We start from the raw sequence: 16822 nt of genomic DNA, 5'->3' as shown, positions 1-16822 counted from the left end.
CCCTCAGCCGTACCGCGGCGCGCTGCGGCTGCGCTGGACGTTCGGGCCGCGCCGGTCGCGGGCGCGCCAGCAGCCGGTGTGCCAGTGCCGGCGGTCGGTCAGGTCGCCGCGCTCGTCCGCGGGCCAGGCCACCAGATGCGGCACGCCCTGGCCGATCTCCTGGTCACAACCCGGGCAGCGGTACGCCTTCGTCGCCCCGCCCGCCGGGATGTTGCGCACCTGCCACTCCCCGTCGCTCCACTGCTGCACGGCGCCGACGCCCCGCTTGATCCGGTCGAGGTCGATCGGCGGCGGTGCGTCGTCGCGCTTGGGGTGGTTGCGCCGGGGGGACACGCATTCAGCCTATCCGGCGGGAACTACCGCTTCGAATAGTCGCGGAATCCCCGGGCCACCTTGCGGCCCAGGTAGCCGGCCGTGACCAGATGCTCCAGGAGCGGGGCGGGGGCGAAGCCGGGCTCGCGCAGCTCGAGGTACAGCTCCCGCTGGATCGCCAGGGCCACGTCGAGCCCGACGACGTCGAGCAGCTCGAACGGGCCCATCGGGTAGCCGCAGCCCAGCTTCATCGCGTGGTCGATGTCGTCGGCGGTCGAGTACGACGCCTCGACCATCTTGACGGCGTCGTTGAGGTACGGGAACAGCAGCGCGTTGACGACGAACCCGGAGCGGTCGGCGCACACGACCGCGTGCTTGTCCACGGCCCGGCACAGCGCGGTGGCGGCGGCGACTGTCGCGTCGGAGGTGCGGATCGTGCGCACCACCTCGACCAGGCCCATCACCGGCGCCGGGTTGAAGAAGTGCAGCCCGACCACGTCGGCGGGGCGTTCGGTGGCCACCGCGAGCTCGATCACCGGCAGGCTCGACGTGGTGGTCGCGAGCACGACGCCGGGCTTGCAGATCTCGTCGAGCGAGGCGAAGAGCGCCTTCTTGACCGACAGCTCCTCCACGACCGCCTCGACGACGAGGTCGACGTCGGCCAGGTGCTCGATCGTCGCCGACCAGGTGACCCGGCCCAGCGCCGCGTCCCGCCCGGCCTCGTCGAGCCGGCCGCGCACGACCGCCTTGTTCAGCGACGTCTTGAGCGTCTCGAAGGTGCGGCCCGACTGCTCGGCGCCGCGGGTCACGGAGACGACCTCGAGCCCGGCGCGCGCGAAGACCTCGATGATGCCGGTGGCCATGGTGCCGGAGCCGACGACGCCTACCTTCGCGACCGCCGGCACCGCCGCGGTCTTCTCGCCGCCGGCGGCGGGGGTGGCCTCGTCGGGCACGACGACGGGCGAGCCCGGCTTCTCGTACGTGTAGAAGCCCCGGCCCGACTTCCGCCCGAGCAGCCCGGCCGTGACCATCTGCTTGATGAGCGGCACGGGGGCGTGGCGGCGGTCGCGGCCGCCGCGGCGGTACATGGTGTCGAGGATCTCGTAGGCGGTGTCGAGCCCGATGAGATCCATGAGCGCGAGCGGACCCATGGGCAGCCCGCAGCCGAGCCGCATGGCCGCGTCGAGGTCCTCGCGGGTGGCGTACTTGGCCTCGAGCAGCGAGACCGCCTGGTTGAGGTAGCCGAACAGCAGCGCGTTGGCGATGAACCCGGCCCGGTCGCCGATGGTGACGTCCACCTTGCCCAGCCGCGCGCACAGCGCCTCGATGTCGGCGACCACGTCGTCGGCGGTGACGACGGTGCGCACGACCTCGACGAGCTTCATGATCGGCGCCGGGTTGAAGAAGTGCATGCCCACGACCCGGTCGGGCCGGCTCGTGGCGACCGAGATCTCGGTGACGGAGAGGCTGGAGGTGTTGGTGGCGAGGATGGCGCCCGGCCGGCAGACCTTGTCGAGCTCGGCGAAGATACGCTGCTTGAGCTCGAGCTGCTCGGGCACGGCCTCGATGACCAGGTCCACGTCGCCCAGCGCCGGCAGCCCGACCGCGAAGGTGACCCGGCTCAGCAGCGCGGCACGCTCGTCCTCGGAGAGCTTGCCCTTGCGCACGGCCCGGTCGACGCTGCCGTGCAGCGTCTCCCGCCCCCGCCGGAGCGCCTCGTCGCCGACCTCGACGGCCAGGACGTCGATCCCGTTGCGGGCGAAGACCTCGACGATGCCGGCCCCCATGGTTCCGAGCCCGACCACCCCGACGGATGCAAACTCGCGCCCCATGTAGCCCGCCTCCCTAACGACCCTTCAGTTCCTGGGCGAGTCTCCCATGCCGGGCACCGTCGATCCGACCTCCTGTGGCATATCCCGCTGTCTCAGGTCCAGCGGATCGTCGCGCGGTCGCGCCAGACCGAGAGCACCGACTCGTCGCCCTGCACGTCGAGGTCGCGCGTGGCGCGGCGGTTCCACAGGGCCAGGTACAGCGCGCTCGCCGGGCCGCGCAGCGAGCAGTCCGCCGGCGCCGTGGCGCCCCGCACGATTGTCGCGCCCTGGGGCGTCATCGTGACCGTCCACTCGTGGGGCCCGTCCGCGGCGGCGCCGTCCAGCGCATGGACCGACAGCGTGCACGGCTTCTCGCTGCGCAGGCGGCCGCCGCGGGAGCCGTAGAAGCCCATCAGCAGCTCGTCGATGCCGTCGAGGCCCAGGTCGGCCTCCACGCCGGCGATGTCGCCGACGGCGCCCTGCAGATCGGCCCGGTGGATCGTCGTCTCGTGGGCCTGGCGGCGGGCCCAGAAGCCGAGCGGGGAGCCGGCGGGCAGGAAGTGCCAGCAGGCGGTGTCGGCCGGGGCGGCGCGCAGGAGGTCGACGAGCGCGGTGTGGCCGGCCTGGAACCAGTCGACCAGGGCCGGGTCCTCCGGGAAGGGACCGACCGCGTCCGCCTCCTCGTCGTCGGTCAGGATGCGGGTGCGCCCGTCGCGGACATAGGCGGCGGCCCAGCGGTGGACGTAGCCGACGTGCTGGAGCAGTTCACGGACCGTCCACTCGGGGCAGGTGGGCACCGGGGCGTCGAAGCCCGCCTTCTCCGCGGCGTCGACGAGATCCAGCCCGGCGCGCTCCAAGGCGTCGATGTGCCGACCGATCTCCATCCCGACACAGTGCCACACGGGTACGACATTTTCGGTCGGGTAGCGGATCGGCGAGGGGGCAACCAGGGGTCAGGCGATGAAGACCCCGGCGAGCCAGATGGCCGCGATGATCAGGCCCGTCGCCAGCTCGATGAGCATCGCCAGGCCCGCGGCCTTCAGCGCGTGCTTCGTGGACTGCCAGGCCTGCCGCGAGTCGCTGTGGCGGGCCAGCTCGACGAGGAAGATCGCCAGCACGAAGCCGATCACCAGGCCCACGACCGGGATCACGAAGAAGCCGATGATGCCGCCGACGCCGCCCAGGAACAGGGTCAGGTTGGACACTCCGGCGCGCTTGAGGTTGCGGCCGGGGACGAGGTACTTGGCGACGAGCCCCAGCGCGAGCACCGCCGTGGCGGCGATCCCCACCGCCCACCCGGTCGCCCCGTGCCCGCCGAACACGGCCCACGCCGCCACGCCCGCCCAGCACAACAGCAGGCCCGGCAGCATGGGCACGAGCACCCCGAGGAGGCCGAGGACCACGCAGATCGGGGTGATGACGGAGATCAGGCCGCCCGTGTCGGTCGCATCCACACCGAACACTGTGCAGCACGCGGCGGCCGGGCGCATCCAGAGTCAGTCGCTCTGCGGTACGAGCTCCCGCAGGACCGCGGCGAAGTCCTCCGGGCGCTCGACGTGCGGGCTGTGCCCGACGCCGGCCCAGACGATCTCCCGGTACGGCCCGTAGCGCTCCAGCACCGCGCGGGTCTGCCCGACCATCGGCTGGGGCGGGCACTCGTCCTCGCCCGGCCAGCCGGGCACGAGGCCGAGCTTGCCCAGCTGGGCCAGGTCGAAGAGCGAGGCGTCGGAGACGATCGCGTCCTGGTCGCCGCGGACCCAGGTGATCGGCGGCTTCACGGCGAGGCCGGCGATCCCGGACAGGTTCAGCCAGCGCGGCGACATGGTGTTGAGCACGCCCTTGGTACCGGGGCCCAGGCCGGGCCAGCTGTCGCTCGCGGTACCGTCGCCGGGGTATTGCCCTTCGCCGACGGCCGTGGACAGCATGGTGTCGAGCAGCAGCTCCTCGTCGGCCCCGAAGTCGAACCCGGGCGCGGCGTAGAACGCACGCAGCACGTTGCGGGGGCTGGCCTGCTCGTCCGTGCCGCGGTCCTGGGCGGCCAGCAGCCGGACGAAGTCGGGGTTCGCCGAGGCGCCCCCCGACCCCGCGAAGTCCGGTGTGGTCGGCGTGCCCTCCAGGTCGCGGGTGCCCCCGAAGCCGAAGGGCGAGACCGGCGCCTCCAGCACGAGGGCGCCGATGTGCTCCGGGTGGTCCAGCAGCAGCTGCATCGCCACCCCGCCACCCATCGAGTGCCCGACCACGGTGACCCGGCCCGACCCGCCGGCGAGCTCGGCCAGCAGCGGCGCCACGTCGTCGGCGAAGTCGCGCAGCCCCCGGGTCGCGTCGATGCCGGGCGCGGGGCTCTTGCCGTAGCCGCGCAGGTCCGGCCGCGCCAGCCGCCAGTGCGGCGGCAAGTGGCGCACGAGAGGCTCCCAGTACCCCGACGAGGAGCAGTTGCCGTGGATGAGCAGGACGGGCGGGCCGGTCTCCGGGCCCTGGGTCGTGACGTGCATCACCGCATGGTCGCACCGGGCCGGGGCCGGTCACATGTGGCCGGCCCACACACTGCTACCGCAGAACGGCCTCCTCACGGCCATACCGCGTCAGCGCCCAGATGACCGCGACGTCGGCGGCGATGATGAGCATCGACCACAGCGGGTAGTACGGCAGGAACAGGAAGTTGGCGATCGCGCTCAGCGAAGCCAGCACGATGCCGAGCACCCGCCCCCACATCTGCCCGGCGAGCACCGCCAGGCCGCCGGCCGCGACGAGCACGCCGAGGGCGAGATGGACCCAGCCCCAGCCCACAACGCTGAAGCCGAAGAGGTAGCTGTCGGCCAGGATGTAGAACGTCCGCTCGAAGATCGCCGTGAGCCCCACGACGATCTGGAAGATGCCGATGACGAGCATCATGCTCCCGCCGAACGCGGCGAACCCGGTGACCCAGCGGGAGTCCCTCTGCTGCAACGTCTCCATGCGCACACGGTGGGCGCCGGAGGGATGAACCCCCATCACCCGGCGGCGGGGATAGCGAGAAACTTGATGCTTCAAGTATGCTGCGGCCGTGAACATCTTCCTGTGGGTGCTGCAAGGGCTGCTCGGCGCGGCGTTCCTCGGCGCGGGCGCGATGAAGGCGTCGCAGCCCGTCGAGAAGCTGGCCGAGAACATGACCTGGGTCAAGCGGTACAGCACGAACACGGTCCGGCTCATCGGCGTGATGGAGATCCTCGGCGGGCTCGGGCTCATCCTGCCCTGGGCCACCGGCATCGCGACGATCCTGACCCCGCTCGCCGCCGTCGGGCTCGCGCTCATCATGCTCCTGGCGATCGTCGATCACGCGCGCGCCAAGGAGTACCCCATGATCGCCTTCAACGTGGTGCTGGGCGCACTCGCCGTGATCATCGCGGTCGGCCGGTTCTGACGATTGCCGGACGCGTCGCTGGCCCATCCGTGCAAGATCCGGGCACCATGGAACCCATGACGGACGAGCCACGATGGCTGGACGACACCGAGCGGCGCGCTTGGATGTCGCTGCTGGCCGTCGTGCTCGTGGGGTTCCCGGAGCTCGAGCGCACCTTCCGCCCGCACGGCCTGGTCCACGTCGAGTACGGTCTGCTGGCCGCGCTCAGCGACGCCGGCGAGGGGCTGCGCCTGTCCGACCTAGCGGGGCAGATGAACATGTCGGCCAGCCGGCTGAGCCACCGCATGCGCAAGCTCGTCGACCTCGGCTACGTCGAGATCTCCGGCGACGCCTGCGACGGGCGGGTCAGCATCGCGCGGGTCACCGACGCCGGCCGCGACTTCGCCGAGCAGGTCGCCCCGGCCCACGTGGCCGACGTACGCCGGCTCATCTTCGACCACCTCGACGAGGCCCAGACCCGGGCTCTGGCCGAGGCGCTCGGCGCGGTCGCGGCGAAGCTCGGCGACTCGTGCCCGGGTGCGCCGAAGGGACCACCGGTCCCCGGCGCACGGGCCATGTAAATGCGCCAGCGACAGGAATAGAGTGACCGCATGCGTGCCGTCGTGATCACCGGGGTATCCCGCGGCCTGGGGGCCGCCCTCTTCGATGCGTCAAGCGCGCGCGGTGACCGGGTCCTCGCCGTCGGGCGGCACTTCAGCCAGCAGCAACAGCTGCTGCGCGACGAGCGGCCCGGGGATGTCACGCTGTTCTCGACCGACATCGCCGACGCGCACTGGCTTCCGGACTACGACACCCTGCGCGGTTTCCTGCGCGATGCCGACGAGGTGGTACTCATCCACAACGCCGCCGTCGTGGAGCCCATCGGCGCCGTCGGCCGGCTCACCACCGAGGCGATCACCAACGCCATCGCGGTCAACCTCACCGCCCCGGTCGTGCTCACCAACACGTTCCTGCGCGCGGCCCCGTCCGACGCACGCGTGCGGGTGCTGTTCATCTCCTCGGGCGCGGCGCACCGGATCATCGACGGCTGGGCGCTGTACTGCACCACGAAGGCGGCCGGCGAGACCTTCTTCGACGTCGTCGCCTCACAGGTGCGCGACGAGGAGCGGATCAGCATCGTGAACGTCGACCCCGGCCAGATGGACACCGGGATGCAGGAGAACATCCGGCGCGTGGCCGGGACGGGGGCCTACTTCCCCGGGCGGCAGCGCTGGGTCGACGCCCCGGCGGAGGGCCGGCTCGCCGACCCCCTCGCCGTGGCCGAGCGGATCCTCAAGGAACACGCCGCCTAGTCGGTCTCGTCCAGGACCTCACGCAGCCGCGTCGCGAACGGCTCGGCGTCGCCGAAACCACCGTGCCCCCCGGGGAACTCCACGACGGCGGTCTCCAGGCGCGCGCCGAGCTCGCGGGCGGCCCGGTTGGGCGGCTCCCCCGCGCTCGTCGCGCCGACGGCCGGCACGATCCGCACCGGAAGGGAGCGCAGGCCGTCGAGGTCGGGCACGTACTCGGAGACCGGCGGCACCTCGTACGCCACGAAGAAGTCCATGTTCGCCATCATCCGGGCGCCGAATTCGGGCGAGGGCGGGGTGCTCGGCGTGTTGTCGTCGCCGTGCATGTTCATGGCCGCGCGGAAGACCTCCATCGCGGGGCCGGTGCCGCCGTCGTGGTACGCCTCCCCGACCTGGGCCATGACGGTGCGCCAGTGGTCGAAGTCGGGCAGCAGCTCGAACACCGGCGGCTCGTGCGCGATCACCGTGTGGACCATCCCGGGGTACCGGGTCGCGAGCTCCAGCGCGATCACCGCGCCCGAGCTGTTGCCGAACACGTCGGCCGGCTCGTCCTCGGTCACCCCGACGGCGCCGAGCACGCGGTACGCGTCGTCCGCCTGCTCCTCCATGATGATCAGGGCCGGTGGCCCGTCGAGCAAGCTGCGCGAGTTGCCGCGCCGGTCGTAGGTGACGACGGTGCGCTCGGCCGCCAGCTCGTCGGCGAGGGCCGCGAAGCCGTCGGCGTCGTAGATGCCGCCGCAGATCAGCAGCAGTACCGGGCCGCTGCCGCGGACCTCGTAGTAGAGGGTTGCGCCGGGGACGTCCAGCCGATCGCTCTTCACGGGTTCCATGTGGGCTCCTCCTGGGGTCGTTGTACCCAGCGGTCGGGGCCGGGCACCGGTTCTCGACGTCGGACGGCCGACCACTCAGGGCCTACTCGTGAGTAATTTCCGGGTTTACACTCGCGCCATGACCGCCACGCGAACGCCCGGCGTCCCCGCCATCGACGAGGGCTCGCTGATCTCGACCAACCCCGCCACGGGCGAGGAGGTCGGCCGCTTTCCGGTCGCCTCCGCCGATTCTCTCACCGACGCGGTGGCGCGCGCGCGTGACGCGGCCGCGTGGTGGGCCGGACTCGGGTACGCCGGGCGCAAGCAGCGCCTGCTGGCGTATCGCAGCGTGCTCGCCAACCGCCTGGAGGAGCTCGCCGCGCTCATGAACCGGGAGGGCGGCAAGCCCCGGGCGGACGCGCTGGTCGAGGCCATCGCGGCGGTCGACCACATCGCGTGGGCCGCGCAGCACGCGCGCAAGGTGCTGGGCCGGCGCCGGGTGGGCAGCTCGATCCTGCTCAAGGAGCACGCCTCGTACCTCGAGTACCTGCCGTTCGGCGTGATCGGGGTGATCGGGCCGTGGAACTACCCGATCCTCACGCCGATGGGGTCGATCGCGTACGCGCTCGCGGCGGGCAATGCGGTGGTGTTCAAGCCCAGCGAGTACACCCCGGCGGTCGGTCAGTGGTTCGTGGACCGCTTCAACGAGGTCGTCCCCGAGCACCCGGTCCTGCAGATCGTGCACGGCCTCGGCGACGTGGGCGCGGCCCTCTGCCGCAGCGGGGTCGACAAGATCGCCTTCACCGGCTCGACCGCCACCGGCAAGAAGGTCATGGCCGCGGCCGCCGAGTCGCTCACCCCGGTCCTGCTGGAGTGCGGCGGCAAGGACGCGATGGTCGTGGCCGCCGACGCCGACCTGGACGCGGCCGCCGCCTCCTGCGTCTGGGGCGGGCTCACCAACGCCGGTCAGACGTGCGTCGGGATCGAGCGGGTGTACGTCGCTGAGCCGGTCTTCGACGACTTCCTCAACCGCGTGGTCGCGCGCGCGGCCAAGCTCAACGTCGGGGCCGAGCCGGGCGCGGACATCGGCCCGATCACCATGCCCGCGCAGATCGACATCATCCGCCGCCACATCGAGGACGCCCTCACCCGCGGCGGCCGAGCGGTCCTGGGCGGCGCGGAGGCGGTCCAGCCGCCGTACGTCAACCCGACGATCCTCGTGGACGTGCCCGAGGACGCCGCCGCCGTGCAGGAGGAGACCTTCGGCCCGACGCTGACCGTGACGCGCGTACGCGACGCGGCGGAGGGCGTGCGCCTGGCCAACAACACCGGCTACGGCCTGGGCGGCGCGATCTTCTCGAAGTCCAACGGCCTGGCGCTGGCCCGGCAGGTACGTTCGGGCATGACGTCGGTCAACTCGGCCCTCACCTTCGCGGGGATGCCGGCGCTGCCCTTCGGCGGGGTCGGGAACTCGGGGTTCGGCCGCATCCACGGCGCGGACGGCCTGCGCGAGTTCACCCGCCCGAAGGCGATCGTGAAGCGCCGCGGCCCGACGGTACTGGCGGCCGCGACGTTCGACCGCACCGAAAAGACCATGCAGCAGATCCTCCGCGTGGTGAAGGTGGTGCACGGGCGCAGCAAGTAGCCCGGGTGGGGTCACGAAATGTCGGCCGCGTCGCGGCCGACGCAGCCGACATTTCGGACTTATACCTCGTCGGGCGATAAATGCGGTTTGAGGGATTCGACGCCGGCTCACGGCGGCTCGGGTCGGTCCAGCAGTGGGCGGCGGGCGGCGGCTCGGGTTCTCAAAGCCACGGCTCACGGTGGGTGGCGGCCCAGATCAAGCCAGCGGCTCACGACGGGTGGCGGCCCAGATCAAGCCAGCGGCTCACGACGGGTGGCGGCCCACGTCAAGCCGGCGGCTCACGACGGGTGGCGGCCAGGTCAAGCCGACGGTTCACGGCGGGTGGCGGCCCAGGTCAAGCCGACGGTTCACGGCGGGTGGCGGCCCAGGTCAAGCCGGCGGCTCGCGGCGGGTGGCGGCCCAGGTAAGGCCAATGGCGGGCGGCGACTCAGGTCGAGCCAGCGGCTCACGACGGTGGCGGCTCAAGTCAAGCCAGCGGCTCACGACGGTGGCCGCCCAGATCAAGCCAATGGCAGGTGGCGGCCCAGATCAAGCCAACGCCGGGCGGCTCAGGTCGAGCCGGCAACTCGGGTCGAGCCGGCAGCAAAAGCACGGTTCCCTGCGGCACAAAAGAAGCCGGGCGAGTCGTCGACTCGCCCGGCCGGGGCTATTGGGTCGGGCGCCACCCCTGAGCCGCGGCCCATTTCGCGGCCGCCTTCTCCTGCTTGCGCCTCTTCCGGCGCCGCATCAGCCAGCCGAACGCCAGGAAGAGCGCCAGCAGGAAGACCAGCACCAGGATCGGCAGGACGATCGCGATCACCGAGAGGAACACGCTGAAGAAGTCCTCGATGGTGCTCACGATCGGGGCGCCGAAACCGACCGTCGTGGCGTTGATGACCGGGCGCGACGCGGCCTTCATGCCGTGCACGCCCAGCGATATCGCGCCGCCGACGACTATGGGTACCCATTGATGGCTCGTGAAGAATGAGCCCGGATCGCTCACCGTGACCGTCTGCGAGCTCGACGCGGCGCCGAACGCCAGGCCGCCCGCGGTCGGGCGGATGAACGTCTGGATGACGTCGTTGACGTGGTCGAGCATCGGCACCTTGTCGGCCACGAACTCGATCGCGAGCAGGACCGCGACGATCGCGAGCGTCCAGCCGTTCTCCATCCACGACCAGTTGGACGGGAGCGTGATCATGTCCGTGTACCGCGCGAGCAGGCCGATCGCCAGCAACGGGATATATGCGTTGAGCCCGGCCGATGTGGCGAGGCCGAGACCCGTCAATGACTCCAACACCCCATCAGCATGACATCGGGTTGCCAGTCCCACCCGGCGAGCGGGTTAGGCTGTCCGCCGTGCGTCTCGTCATCGCCAAGTGCTCGGTCGACTACATCGGCCGGCTCACGGCCCATCTCGCGCCCGCGACCCGCCTGCTGCTCATCAAGGCCGACGGGTCGATCTCGATCCACGCCGACGACCGGGCGTACAAGCCGCTGAACTGGATGAGCCCGCCCTGCCGGCTCGAGGAGTCCGAGGGCCTGTGGCGCGTGGTCAACAAGGGCGGCGAGGAGCTGCGGATCACGGTCGAGGAGATCCTGCACGACAGCTCGCACGAGCTGGGCATCGACCCGGGCCTGGTCAAGGACGGCGTCGAGGCGCACCTGCAGGAGCTGCTGGCCGCGGCGCCGCAGACGCTGGGGGCGGGGTTCACGCTGGTCCGCCGCGAGTACATGACCGCGATCGGCCCCGTCGACCTGCTCTGCCGCAACGGCGAGGGCGCGACCGTGGCGGTCGAGATCAAGCGCCGGGGCGAGATCGACGGGGTCGAACAACTGACCCGGTACCTCGAGCTGCTCGGCCGCGATCCCCTGCTCGCGCCCGTCACGGGCATCTTCGCGGCGCAGGAGATCAAGCCGCAGGCGCGCGTCCTGGCCGAGGACCGCGGCATCCGCTGCGTGGTGCTCGACTACAACGCCCTGCGCGGCGTGCAGAAGGACGAGCTGACGCTGTTCTGACACCGGGCCCGGCCCGAACGCGGGATCGCGTCGGCTCCCCTATATCCCCCGTCGGGGTATAAATCCGAAATGTCGCGGCGCGGAGCGCCCGACATTTCGACCGCCCGCCGCAGCAGTCCGACCGCAGCACAGTTTTGACCATGAGACGGTGCGCCCCACCTCAGAGGTTGTGGGCCTCGCGCACCACCGTCACGAGCTCGTTCACCACGTCCGTGATCGCGAAGTCCTTCGGAGTGAAAACCCGCGCCACCCCCGAGGCCCGCAACTCCTCAGCGTCCCCCGGCGGAATGATGCCCCCCACCACCACCGGCAGATCGCCCAGCCCCGAGGCGCGCAGCCCCGCCAGCACCGACGCCACCGCGGCCAGGTGGGAGCCCGACAAAACCGACAACCCCACCAGGTCCACGTCCTCCTCCACCGCCGCCGCCACGATCTGCGCCGGCGTCAGCCGGATGCCCTGGTACACCACCTCGAACCCGGCATCCCGCGCCCGCACCGCGATCTGCTCGGCGCCGTTGGAGTGCCCGTCCAGCCCGGGTTTGCCGACCAGCATGCGCAGGCGGCCGGTGCCGAGGTCGGCAGCGGTTCGGCGTACGCGCTCGCGTACCGCGTCCAGGTTCCCCGCCGGCGCCGAGATCGCGGCGCTCAGGCCGGTCGGGGCGCGGTACTCGCCGAAGACCGACCGGAGCGCCCCCGCCCACTCGCCCGTGGTCACCCCCGCGGAAGCGCACGCGAGCGTCGCCTCCATGAGGTTGCCCGAGCCGGTCGCGGCCGCGCTCAGGGCGGCCAGCACCGCTGTCACGTCACCGCGGTCGGCGCGCCACCGTGCGATCGAGGACACCGCGGCCTGCTCCACCGCGGGGTCGATCTGCTCGACCAGGAAGCCGGTCAGCGGCGAGGGCTCGGTCTCGGTGAAGCGGTTCACGCCGACCACCACGTCGTCGCCGCGCTCCATGCGGGCGCGGCGCTCGGCCAGGGAGGCGACCAGGGCGCTCTTGAGGTACCCGGACTCGACGGCCGCGACCACCCCGCCCATCTCCAGCACGCGGTCCAGCTCCTCGGTCGCGCCCGCCACGATGCCGGCGACGAGCGCGTCCATGACCTTCGAGCCCTCGAACAGGTCCGGGTACTCCAGCAGGTCCGACTCGAACGCCAGCACCTGCTGCATGCGCAGCGACCACTGCTGGTCCCACGGCCGGGGCAGGCCGAGCGCCTCGTTCCAGGCCGGCAGCTGCACGGCGCGCGCCCGGGCGTCGCGCGAGAGCGTCACGCCCAGCATCTCCAGCACGATGCGCTGCACGTTGTTCTCCGGCTGGGCCTCGGTCAGGCCCAGGGAGTTGACCTGGACGCCGTAGCGGAAGCGGCGCGCGGCCGGGGCGGCGACGCCGTACCGCGACTCCGTGAGCCGGTCCCAGAGCAGCGTGAACGCGCGCATCTTGGCCGTCTCCTCGACGAAGCGCACGGAGGCGTTGACGAAGAACGAGATCCGGGCGACCACGTCGCCGAAGCGCTCGGGCGGCACCTGGCCGGAGTCGCGTACCGCATCCAGCACGGCGATCGCGGTGGCCAGCGCGAAGGCGACCTCCTGCACCGGCGTGGCCCCGGCCTCCTGCAGGTGGTACGAGCAGATGTTGACCGGGTTCCAGCGCGGGCAGTTCGCGACGGTCCACGCGATGGTGTCCGTGGTCAGGCGCAGCGACGGGCCGGGCGGGAAGATGTGCGTGCCCCGGGAGAGGTACTCCTTGACGATGTCGTTCTGCGTCGTCCCGGCCAGGCGCGCGATGTCCACGCCGTGCTCGCGGGCGCAGGTGACGTACAACGCGAAAAGCCACATCGCCGTCGCGTTGATGGTCATCGAGGTGTTGGCCCGCTCGAGGTCGATGCCGTCGAAGAGCGCGCGCATGTCGCCGAGGTGCGCGACCGGCACGCCGACCCGCCCCACCTCGCCGCGGGCGAGCTCGGCGTCGGGGTCGTAGCCGGTCTGGGTCGGCAGGTCGAACGCCACCGACAGGCCGGTCTGGCCCTTGGCCAGGTTGCGGCGGAACAGGGCGTTGGAGGCGGCCGCCGAGGAGTGGCCGGCATAGGTGCGCATGACCCACGGACGGTCGGGCTCGGCCAGCCGCTCAGCATCCATGCGCCCACCCTACTGAAGGGTAACTACGGGTCGGCGGTGAAAGTTGTCACCGCCTATAGTGGTCGCCGTGGCGGATGCGATCATGGTGCGCGGCCTGCGCAAGGCGTACGGCAAGGCGGTGGCCGTCGACGGGGTCGACCTCGACGTCCGCGACGGCGAGGTGTTCGCGCTGCTCGGGCCGAACGGGGCCGGCAAGACGACGACGGTCGAGATCCTCGAGGGTTTCCGGCACCGCACCGCGGGCGAGGTCTCGGTGCTGGGCATCGACCCGCAGCACGGCGACGCGGCCTGGCGGGCCCAGGTCGGGGTGGTGCTGCAGAGCACCGGCGAGTTCGACGACCTGACCGCGCGCGAGGTCGTGCACCACTTCGCGAACTACTACCCGTCGGCCGCCGACCCGGACGAGATCATCACGCGGGTCGGGCTGTCCGAAAAGCAGAATGCCCGCACTCGTACCCTCTCCGGCGGCCAGAAGCGCCGGCTCGACGTCGCCCTGGGCATCGTCGGCCGCCCCCGGCTCCTGTTCCTCGACGAGCCGACCACCGGCTTCGACCCGGAGGCGCGCCGCGAGTTCTGGGGCCTCATCCGCGACCTCGCCGGGGCCGGCACCACGATCCTGCTCACCACCCACTACCTGGACGAGGCCGAGGCGCTGGCCGACCGCGTGGGCGTGCTCACCGGCGGCCGGCTCATCGCCGTCGACTCGCCCGCCCGGCTCGGCGGCCGCAGCGAGGGCGGCGCCAACGTCGCCTGGCACTCCCCCGACGGGCCCCGCAGCGAGCGCACCGAGACCCCGACCGCCGTGGTCGCGCGCCTGGCCGAGCAGTTCGGCGGCGAGGTGCCGGGCCTGACCGTCACCAGACCCAGTCTCGAGGATGTGTACCTGCGGATGATCGGCGCCGGCGAATGAACACCCTGCGGCTCGGCCTCCTGCGCGGCGGCCTGGAGATCAAGCAGTTCCTGCGCAGCCGCGAGTCGGTGGTCTTCACCCTCGCCTTCCCGCTGATCCTGCTGTGCGTGTTCGGCGCTGTCTTCGGCGGCGAGATCGCGCCCGGGGTCACGTTCACCCAGTACTTCGCGGCCGGCATGATCGCCGCCGGCCTGCTCGCGACCGGGTTCCAGAGCCTGGCCATCCAGATCCCGATCGAGCGCGAGAAGGGCATCCTCAAGCGGCTGCGCGGCACGCCGATGCCCCGGGCCGCCTACTTCATCGGCAAGATCGTCATGGTGCTGGCGATCGGCCTCGTCGAGACGATCCTGCTCGTCACGGTCGCGGCCCTCTTCTTCGGCGTGAAGCTGCCCGCCACCGGGGAGAAGTGGCTGACCTTCGTCTGGGTGGCGCTGCTGGGCATCACGGCCTGCACGTTGTGCGGCATCGCGTTCTCCTCGCTGGCCCGCTCGGGGCGCAGCGGCCCGGCCGTCGTGACGCCCGTCGCGATCGTGCTGCAGTTCATCTCCGGGGTCTTCTTCCAGTACACGGACCTGCCCGGCTGGATGCGCGCGATCGCCTCGGTCTTCCCGCTCAAGTGGATGACGCAGGGCATGCGCTCGGTGTTCCTGCCCGACTCGTTCGCGGCCCAGGAGCCCTCGCACGCCTGGCAGCACGGCATGATCGCGCTCGTGCTGGGCGGCTGGATCGTGCTGGGGCTGATCCTGTGCCTGCTGACATTCCGCTGGACCGAACGCGACTGAACACGGCGGCGGCGCCGGGCCCCCCACGAAACGCTTGAACCGGGCTTTCCGGTGCCGATCAGCGTTGGGTGACGGGTCGGCCCGGCAAGGCGGTCCGCCAGGTCGGCTGGGCCGGTGTGCTGGCGATCGCCGTCGTGCTCGCGCTCGGCCTCGGCACCTCGTTCCAGGCCGCGATGCTGTCCGACGCGTCCGTGCGGTGCCGCCGGATGTGTACGTCGGGATGCTCCCCCGCGCCGTGGCGGACCCGGCGATGTTGCGGCACGTGCTCGACAACCTCGTCGGCAACGCGCTCAAGTACGTGCAGCCGGGCCGCGTCGCGAAGATCGACATCAGCGCCCAGCCGACCGGCCGCGGCTGAATCCGCGTCGAGGTCGCCGACCGCGGGATCGGCATCCCCGACGCGGACAAGCCGCACGTGTTCGAGTCGTTCCACCGGGCCCACGCCGCGCCGCGTATCCCGCGCAGCGGGCGCCAGGCTAGGAACAGCCGTTCACGAGTACGTGTAGAAGCCCTGCCCGCTCTTGCGCCCGAGATCCCCGGCGATGACCATGCGGGCCAGCAGCTCCGGCGGGAAGAACTTCGGGTCGTCGGTGTCGGTGTGGATGTTCTTGGCCGCGTGGTACAGCACGTCGACGCCGGTCAGGTCCGTGGTGGCCAGCGGGCCCATCGCGTGGCCGAAGCCGAGCTTGCACGCCAGGTCGAGGTCCTCGGCGCTCACCACGCCGCTCTCGACCAGCTTCACCGCCTCCACGACCAGCGCCGCGATCAGCCGCGTGGTGACGAAGCCGGCCACGTCACGGTTGACGACGATGCACGTCTTGCCGATCTCCTCGGCGAAGGCGCGGGCCGTCGCGAGCGCGGCGTCGCCGGTCTTGTACCCCCGGACGAGCTCGCACAGCTTCATCACCGGTACCGGGGAGAAGAAATGGGTGCCGACGACCTGCTCGGGGCGCCGGGTCGCGGTGGCGATCTGGGTGACCGGGATGGCCGAGGTGTTCGTGGCCAGCACGGCGCCGTCCTTGCAGATGCGGTCCAGCGCCCGGAACACCTCCTGCTTGACCTCGAGCTGCTCGAAGACCGCCTCGACGACGATGTCGGCGTCGGCGGCCGCCTCCAGCTCCGTCGTGGGCGTGATCCGCCCGAGCGCCGCCTCGGCGTCGCCCTCGGCGATGACGCCCTTGCTCGCGAACTTGCCGAGGCTCGCGCGGATGCCGCTCAGGCCGCGCTGGACCGCCTCGTCGTTGAGGTCCCGCAGCGTCACCTCCCACCCGGCCTGCGCGGCGACCTGGGCGATGCCCGCCCCCATGAGCCCCGCTCCGATGACCGCAAGACGACCCGCCATAGCTCGTACCCCTTTGCCTTCCACGTCGTCGTGAACGCTGTTGACCTTATCCGGCTCCGCTACGTGATCACCTGATGACGGAATGGCAAGATGCGCCTCATGTACCTCGCGGGCTGGGCCGCATCCGCCGGCGTACTGGCCGCGCTGCTGCTCATCATCCGCCTGCTGAAGTACGCAGCCCGGTCCCGGCTCCCCGCCCCTCGACCGACTACGGCCTGCTGCGCACCGTGTCGATGGTGGGTGACCTGGCCTTCGCCCGGGAGGTACGCGACCGCCTGCGCCACTACGGCGTCCGCGCGACGCTGGCGACCGGCCCGGACGGCATGGTGCGCATCCTGGTCTTCGCCGACGAGCTGGACCGCGCGCGGCGCCTGATCAGCTCCTGAGGCC

The 16822-nt window shown here is 71.6% G+C and carries 19 protein-coding genes; 9 read left to right on the top strand and 10 right to left on the bottom strand.

Annotated elements, in window-relative coordinates:
• Positions 1-3 precede the first annotated feature (3 nt).
• The 6 genes from AB0B76_RS04350 to AB0B76_RS04325 all read right to left on the bottom strand — a co-directional run bounded on the left by AB0B76_RS04350 (position 4) and on the right by AB0B76_RS04325 (position 5078).
• Complete coding sequence (locus AB0B76_RS04350; RefSeq protein ID WP_360369140.1) at positions 4-333, bottom strand: hypothetical protein; 330 nt, start codon at positions 331-333, stop codon at positions 4-6.
• A 23-nt stretch (positions 334-356) separates the two neighbouring features.
• On the bottom strand, positions 357-2144 hold the full coding sequence (locus tag AB0B76_RS04345; protein ID WP_360369137.1) for a 3-hydroxybutyryl-CoA dehydrogenase: 1788 nt from the start codon (positions 2142-2144) through the stop codon (positions 357-359).
• 92 nt (positions 2145-2236) lie between these two features.
• The gene (locus AB0B76_RS04340; RefSeq protein ID WP_360369134.1) at positions 2237-3007 is read right to left on the bottom strand and encodes a maleylpyruvate isomerase family mycothiol-dependent enzyme; all 771 of its coding nucleotides are present in this window, start codon (positions 3005-3007) and stop codon (positions 2237-2239) included.
• Between the two features lie 69 nt (positions 3008-3076).
• Entirely contained in the window at positions 3077-3577 is a 501-nt protein-coding gene (locus AB0B76_RS04335) for a DUF456 domain-containing protein (RefSeq protein ID WP_360369131.1), read from the bottom strand.
• A gap of 42 nt (positions 3578-3619) precedes the next feature.
• Positions 3620-4615, bottom strand: a complete 996-nt coding sequence (locus tag AB0B76_RS04330; RefSeq protein ID WP_360369128.1) for an alpha/beta hydrolase — start codon at positions 4613-4615, stop codon at positions 3620-3622.
• 55 nt (positions 4616-4670) lie between these two features.
• On the bottom strand, positions 4671-5078 hold the full coding sequence (locus AB0B76_RS04325) for a hypothetical protein (protein WP_360369125.1): 408 nt from the start codon (positions 5076-5078) through the stop codon (positions 4671-4673).
• Positions 5079-5166: 88 nt separating this feature from the next.
• On the opposite strand from AB0B76_RS04325, the gene AB0B76_RS04320 reads away from it, so the two are divergent.
• Genes AB0B76_RS04320 through AB0B76_RS04310 form a run of 3 tightly spaced genes read left to right on the top strand, consistent with a single transcriptional unit; the run spans position 5167 to position 6815 of the window.
• Positions 5167-5523 (top strand): DoxX family protein, encoded by a 357-nt coding sequence (locus AB0B76_RS04320; RefSeq protein WP_360369122.1) that lies wholly within the window; start codon positions 5167-5169, stop codon positions 5521-5523.
• A gap of 56 nt (positions 5524-5579) precedes the next feature.
• Positions 5580-6083: a MarR family winged helix-turn-helix transcriptional regulator gene (locus tag AB0B76_RS04315; protein ID WP_360369119.1), complete on the top strand. Its 504-nt coding sequence runs from the start codon at positions 5580-5582 to the stop codon at positions 6081-6083.
• A 30-nt stretch (positions 6084-6113) separates the two neighbouring features.
• Positions 6114-6815, top strand: a complete 702-nt coding sequence (locus tag AB0B76_RS04310) for an SDR family NAD(P)-dependent oxidoreductase (protein ID WP_360369116.1) — start codon at positions 6114-6116, stop codon at positions 6813-6815.
• Here the strand turns inward: AB0B76_RS04310 and AB0B76_RS04305 are convergent.
• Positions 6812-7642 carry an alpha/beta hydrolase gene (locus tag AB0B76_RS04305; protein WP_360369113.1) on the bottom strand — a complete coding sequence of 277 codons (831 nt, stop codon included), beginning with the start codon at positions 7640-7642 and terminating at the stop codon, positions 6812-6814. The two genes, AB0B76_RS04310 and AB0B76_RS04305, sit on opposite strands and share 4 nt — an antisense overlap.
• 118 nt (positions 7643-7760) lie before the next feature.
• Between AB0B76_RS04305 and AB0B76_RS04300 the strand changes: the two genes are divergently transcribed.
• A complete protein-coding gene (locus AB0B76_RS04300; RefSeq protein WP_360369110.1) occupies positions 7761-9266 on the top strand; it encodes an aldehyde dehydrogenase family protein in 1506 nt (501 codons plus the stop codon).
• A 646-nt stretch (positions 9267-9912) separates the two neighbouring features.
• On the opposite strand, the gene AB0B76_RS04295 is transcribed toward AB0B76_RS04300, so the two are convergent.
• Positions 9913-10545, bottom strand: coding sequence for a DUF4126 domain-containing protein (locus tag AB0B76_RS04295; RefSeq protein ID WP_360369107.1), 633 nt, complete (start codon positions 10543-10545; stop codon positions 9913-9915).
• Positions 10546-10604: 59 nt separating this feature from the next.
• Between AB0B76_RS04295 and nucS the strand changes: the two genes are divergently transcribed.
• Complete coding sequence (gene nucS / locus AB0B76_RS04290) at positions 10605-11264, top strand: endonuclease NucS (RefSeq protein WP_360369104.1); 660 nt, start codon at positions 10605-10607, stop codon at positions 11262-11264.
• A gap of 160 nt (positions 11265-11424) precedes the next feature.
• Here nucS and AB0B76_RS04285 read toward each other — a convergent pair whose 3' ends face one another.
• On the bottom strand, positions 11425-13398 hold the full coding sequence (locus AB0B76_RS04285; protein WP_360369101.1) for a protein meaA: 1974 nt from the start codon (positions 13396-13398) through the stop codon (positions 11425-11427).
• 82 nt (positions 13399-13480) lie between these two features.
• Between AB0B76_RS04285 and AB0B76_RS04280 the strand changes: the two genes are divergently transcribed.
• From AB0B76_RS04280 to AB0B76_RS04270, 3 genes are all read left to right on the top strand, one after another.
• On the top strand, positions 13481-14308 hold the full coding sequence (locus AB0B76_RS04280) for an ABC transporter ATP-binding protein (protein ID WP_360370193.1): 828 nt from the start codon (positions 13481-13483) through the stop codon (positions 14306-14308).
• Positions 14305-15090: an ABC transporter permease gene (locus AB0B76_RS04275; protein ID WP_360369098.1), complete on the top strand. Its 786-nt coding sequence runs from the start codon at positions 14305-14307 to the stop codon at positions 15088-15090. The genes AB0B76_RS04280 and AB0B76_RS04275 overlap by 4 nt, the downstream gene beginning before the upstream one ends.
• A gap of 196 nt (positions 15091-15286) precedes the next feature.
• Positions 15287-15448 carry a hypothetical protein gene (locus AB0B76_RS04270; protein WP_360369095.1) on the top strand — a complete coding sequence of 54 codons (162 nt, stop codon included), beginning with the start codon at positions 15287-15289 and terminating at the stop codon, positions 15446-15448.
• A gap of 132 nt (positions 15449-15580) precedes the next feature.
• Here AB0B76_RS04270 and AB0B76_RS04265 read toward each other — a convergent pair whose 3' ends face one another.
• Positions 15581-16432, bottom strand: coding sequence for a 3-hydroxyacyl-CoA dehydrogenase family protein (locus AB0B76_RS04265; protein ID WP_360369092.1), 852 nt, complete (start codon positions 16430-16432; stop codon positions 15581-15583).
• 227 nt (positions 16433-16659) lie between these two features.
• Here AB0B76_RS04265 and AB0B76_RS04260 point away from each other — a divergent pair, with 227 nt between their 5' ends.
• Positions 16660-16818, top strand: coding sequence for a hypothetical protein (locus AB0B76_RS04260; protein WP_360369089.1), 159 nt, complete (start codon positions 16660-16662; stop codon positions 16816-16818).
• Positions 16819-16822 lie beyond the last annotated feature (4 nt).

Source organism: Dactylosporangium sp. NPDC049140, from assembly GCF_040648435.1.
Note: the sequence above shows the minus strand (reverse complement) of the source record. Positions and strands in the feature narration are given on the sequence as shown.

What these genes read in the sequence shown, in the direction of transcription:
- AB0B76_RS04285 (WP_360369101.1), bottom strand. Translation starts at nt 13,398, where the DNA reads ATGGATGCTGAGCGGCTGGCCGAGCCCGACCGTCCGTGGGTCATGCGC.
- AB0B76_RS04310 (WP_360369116.1), top strand. Translation starts at nt 6,114, where the DNA reads ATGCGTGCCGTCGTGATCACCGGGGTATCCCGCGGCCTGGGGGCCGCC.
- AB0B76_RS04325 (WP_360369125.1), bottom strand. Translation starts at nt 5,078, where the DNA reads ATGGAGACGTTGCAGCAGAGGGACTCCCGCTGGGTCACCGGGTTCGCC.
- AB0B76_RS04280 (WP_360370193.1), top strand. Translation starts at nt 13,481, where the DNA reads ATGGTGCGCGGCCTGCGCAAGGCGTACGGCAAGGCGGTGGCCGTCGAC.
- AB0B76_RS04305 (WP_360369113.1), bottom strand. Translation starts at nt 7,642, where the DNA reads ATGGAACCCGTGAAGAGCGATCGGCTGGACGTCCCCGGCGCAACCCTC.
- AB0B76_RS04315 (WP_360369119.1), top strand. Translation starts at nt 5,580, where the DNA reads ATGACGGACGAGCCACGATGGCTGGACGACACCGAGCGGCGCGCTTGG.
- AB0B76_RS04345 (WP_360369137.1), bottom strand. Translation starts at nt 2,144, where the DNA reads ATGGGGCGCGAGTTTGCATCCGTCGGGGTGGTCGGGCTCGGAACCATG.
- AB0B76_RS04275 (WP_360369098.1), top strand. Translation starts at nt 14,305, where the DNA reads ATGAACACCCTGCGGCTCGGCCTCCTGCGCGGCGGCCTGGAGATCAAG.
- AB0B76_RS04300 (WP_360369110.1), top strand. Translation starts at nt 7,761, where the DNA reads ATGACCGCCACGCGAACGCCCGGCGTCCCCGCCATCGACGAGGGCTCG.
- AB0B76_RS04340 (WP_360369134.1), bottom strand. Translation starts at nt 3,007, where the DNA reads ATGGAGATCGGTCGGCACATCGACGCCTTGGAGCGCGCCGGGCTGGAT.
- AB0B76_RS04265 (WP_360369092.1), bottom strand. Translation starts at nt 16,432, where the DNA reads ATGGCGGGTCGTCTTGCGGTCATCGGAGCGGGGCTCATGGGGGCGGGC.
- AB0B76_RS04330 (WP_360369128.1), bottom strand. Translation starts at nt 4,615, where the DNA reads ATGCACGTCACGACCCAGGGCCCGGAGACCGGCCCGCCCGTCCTGCTC.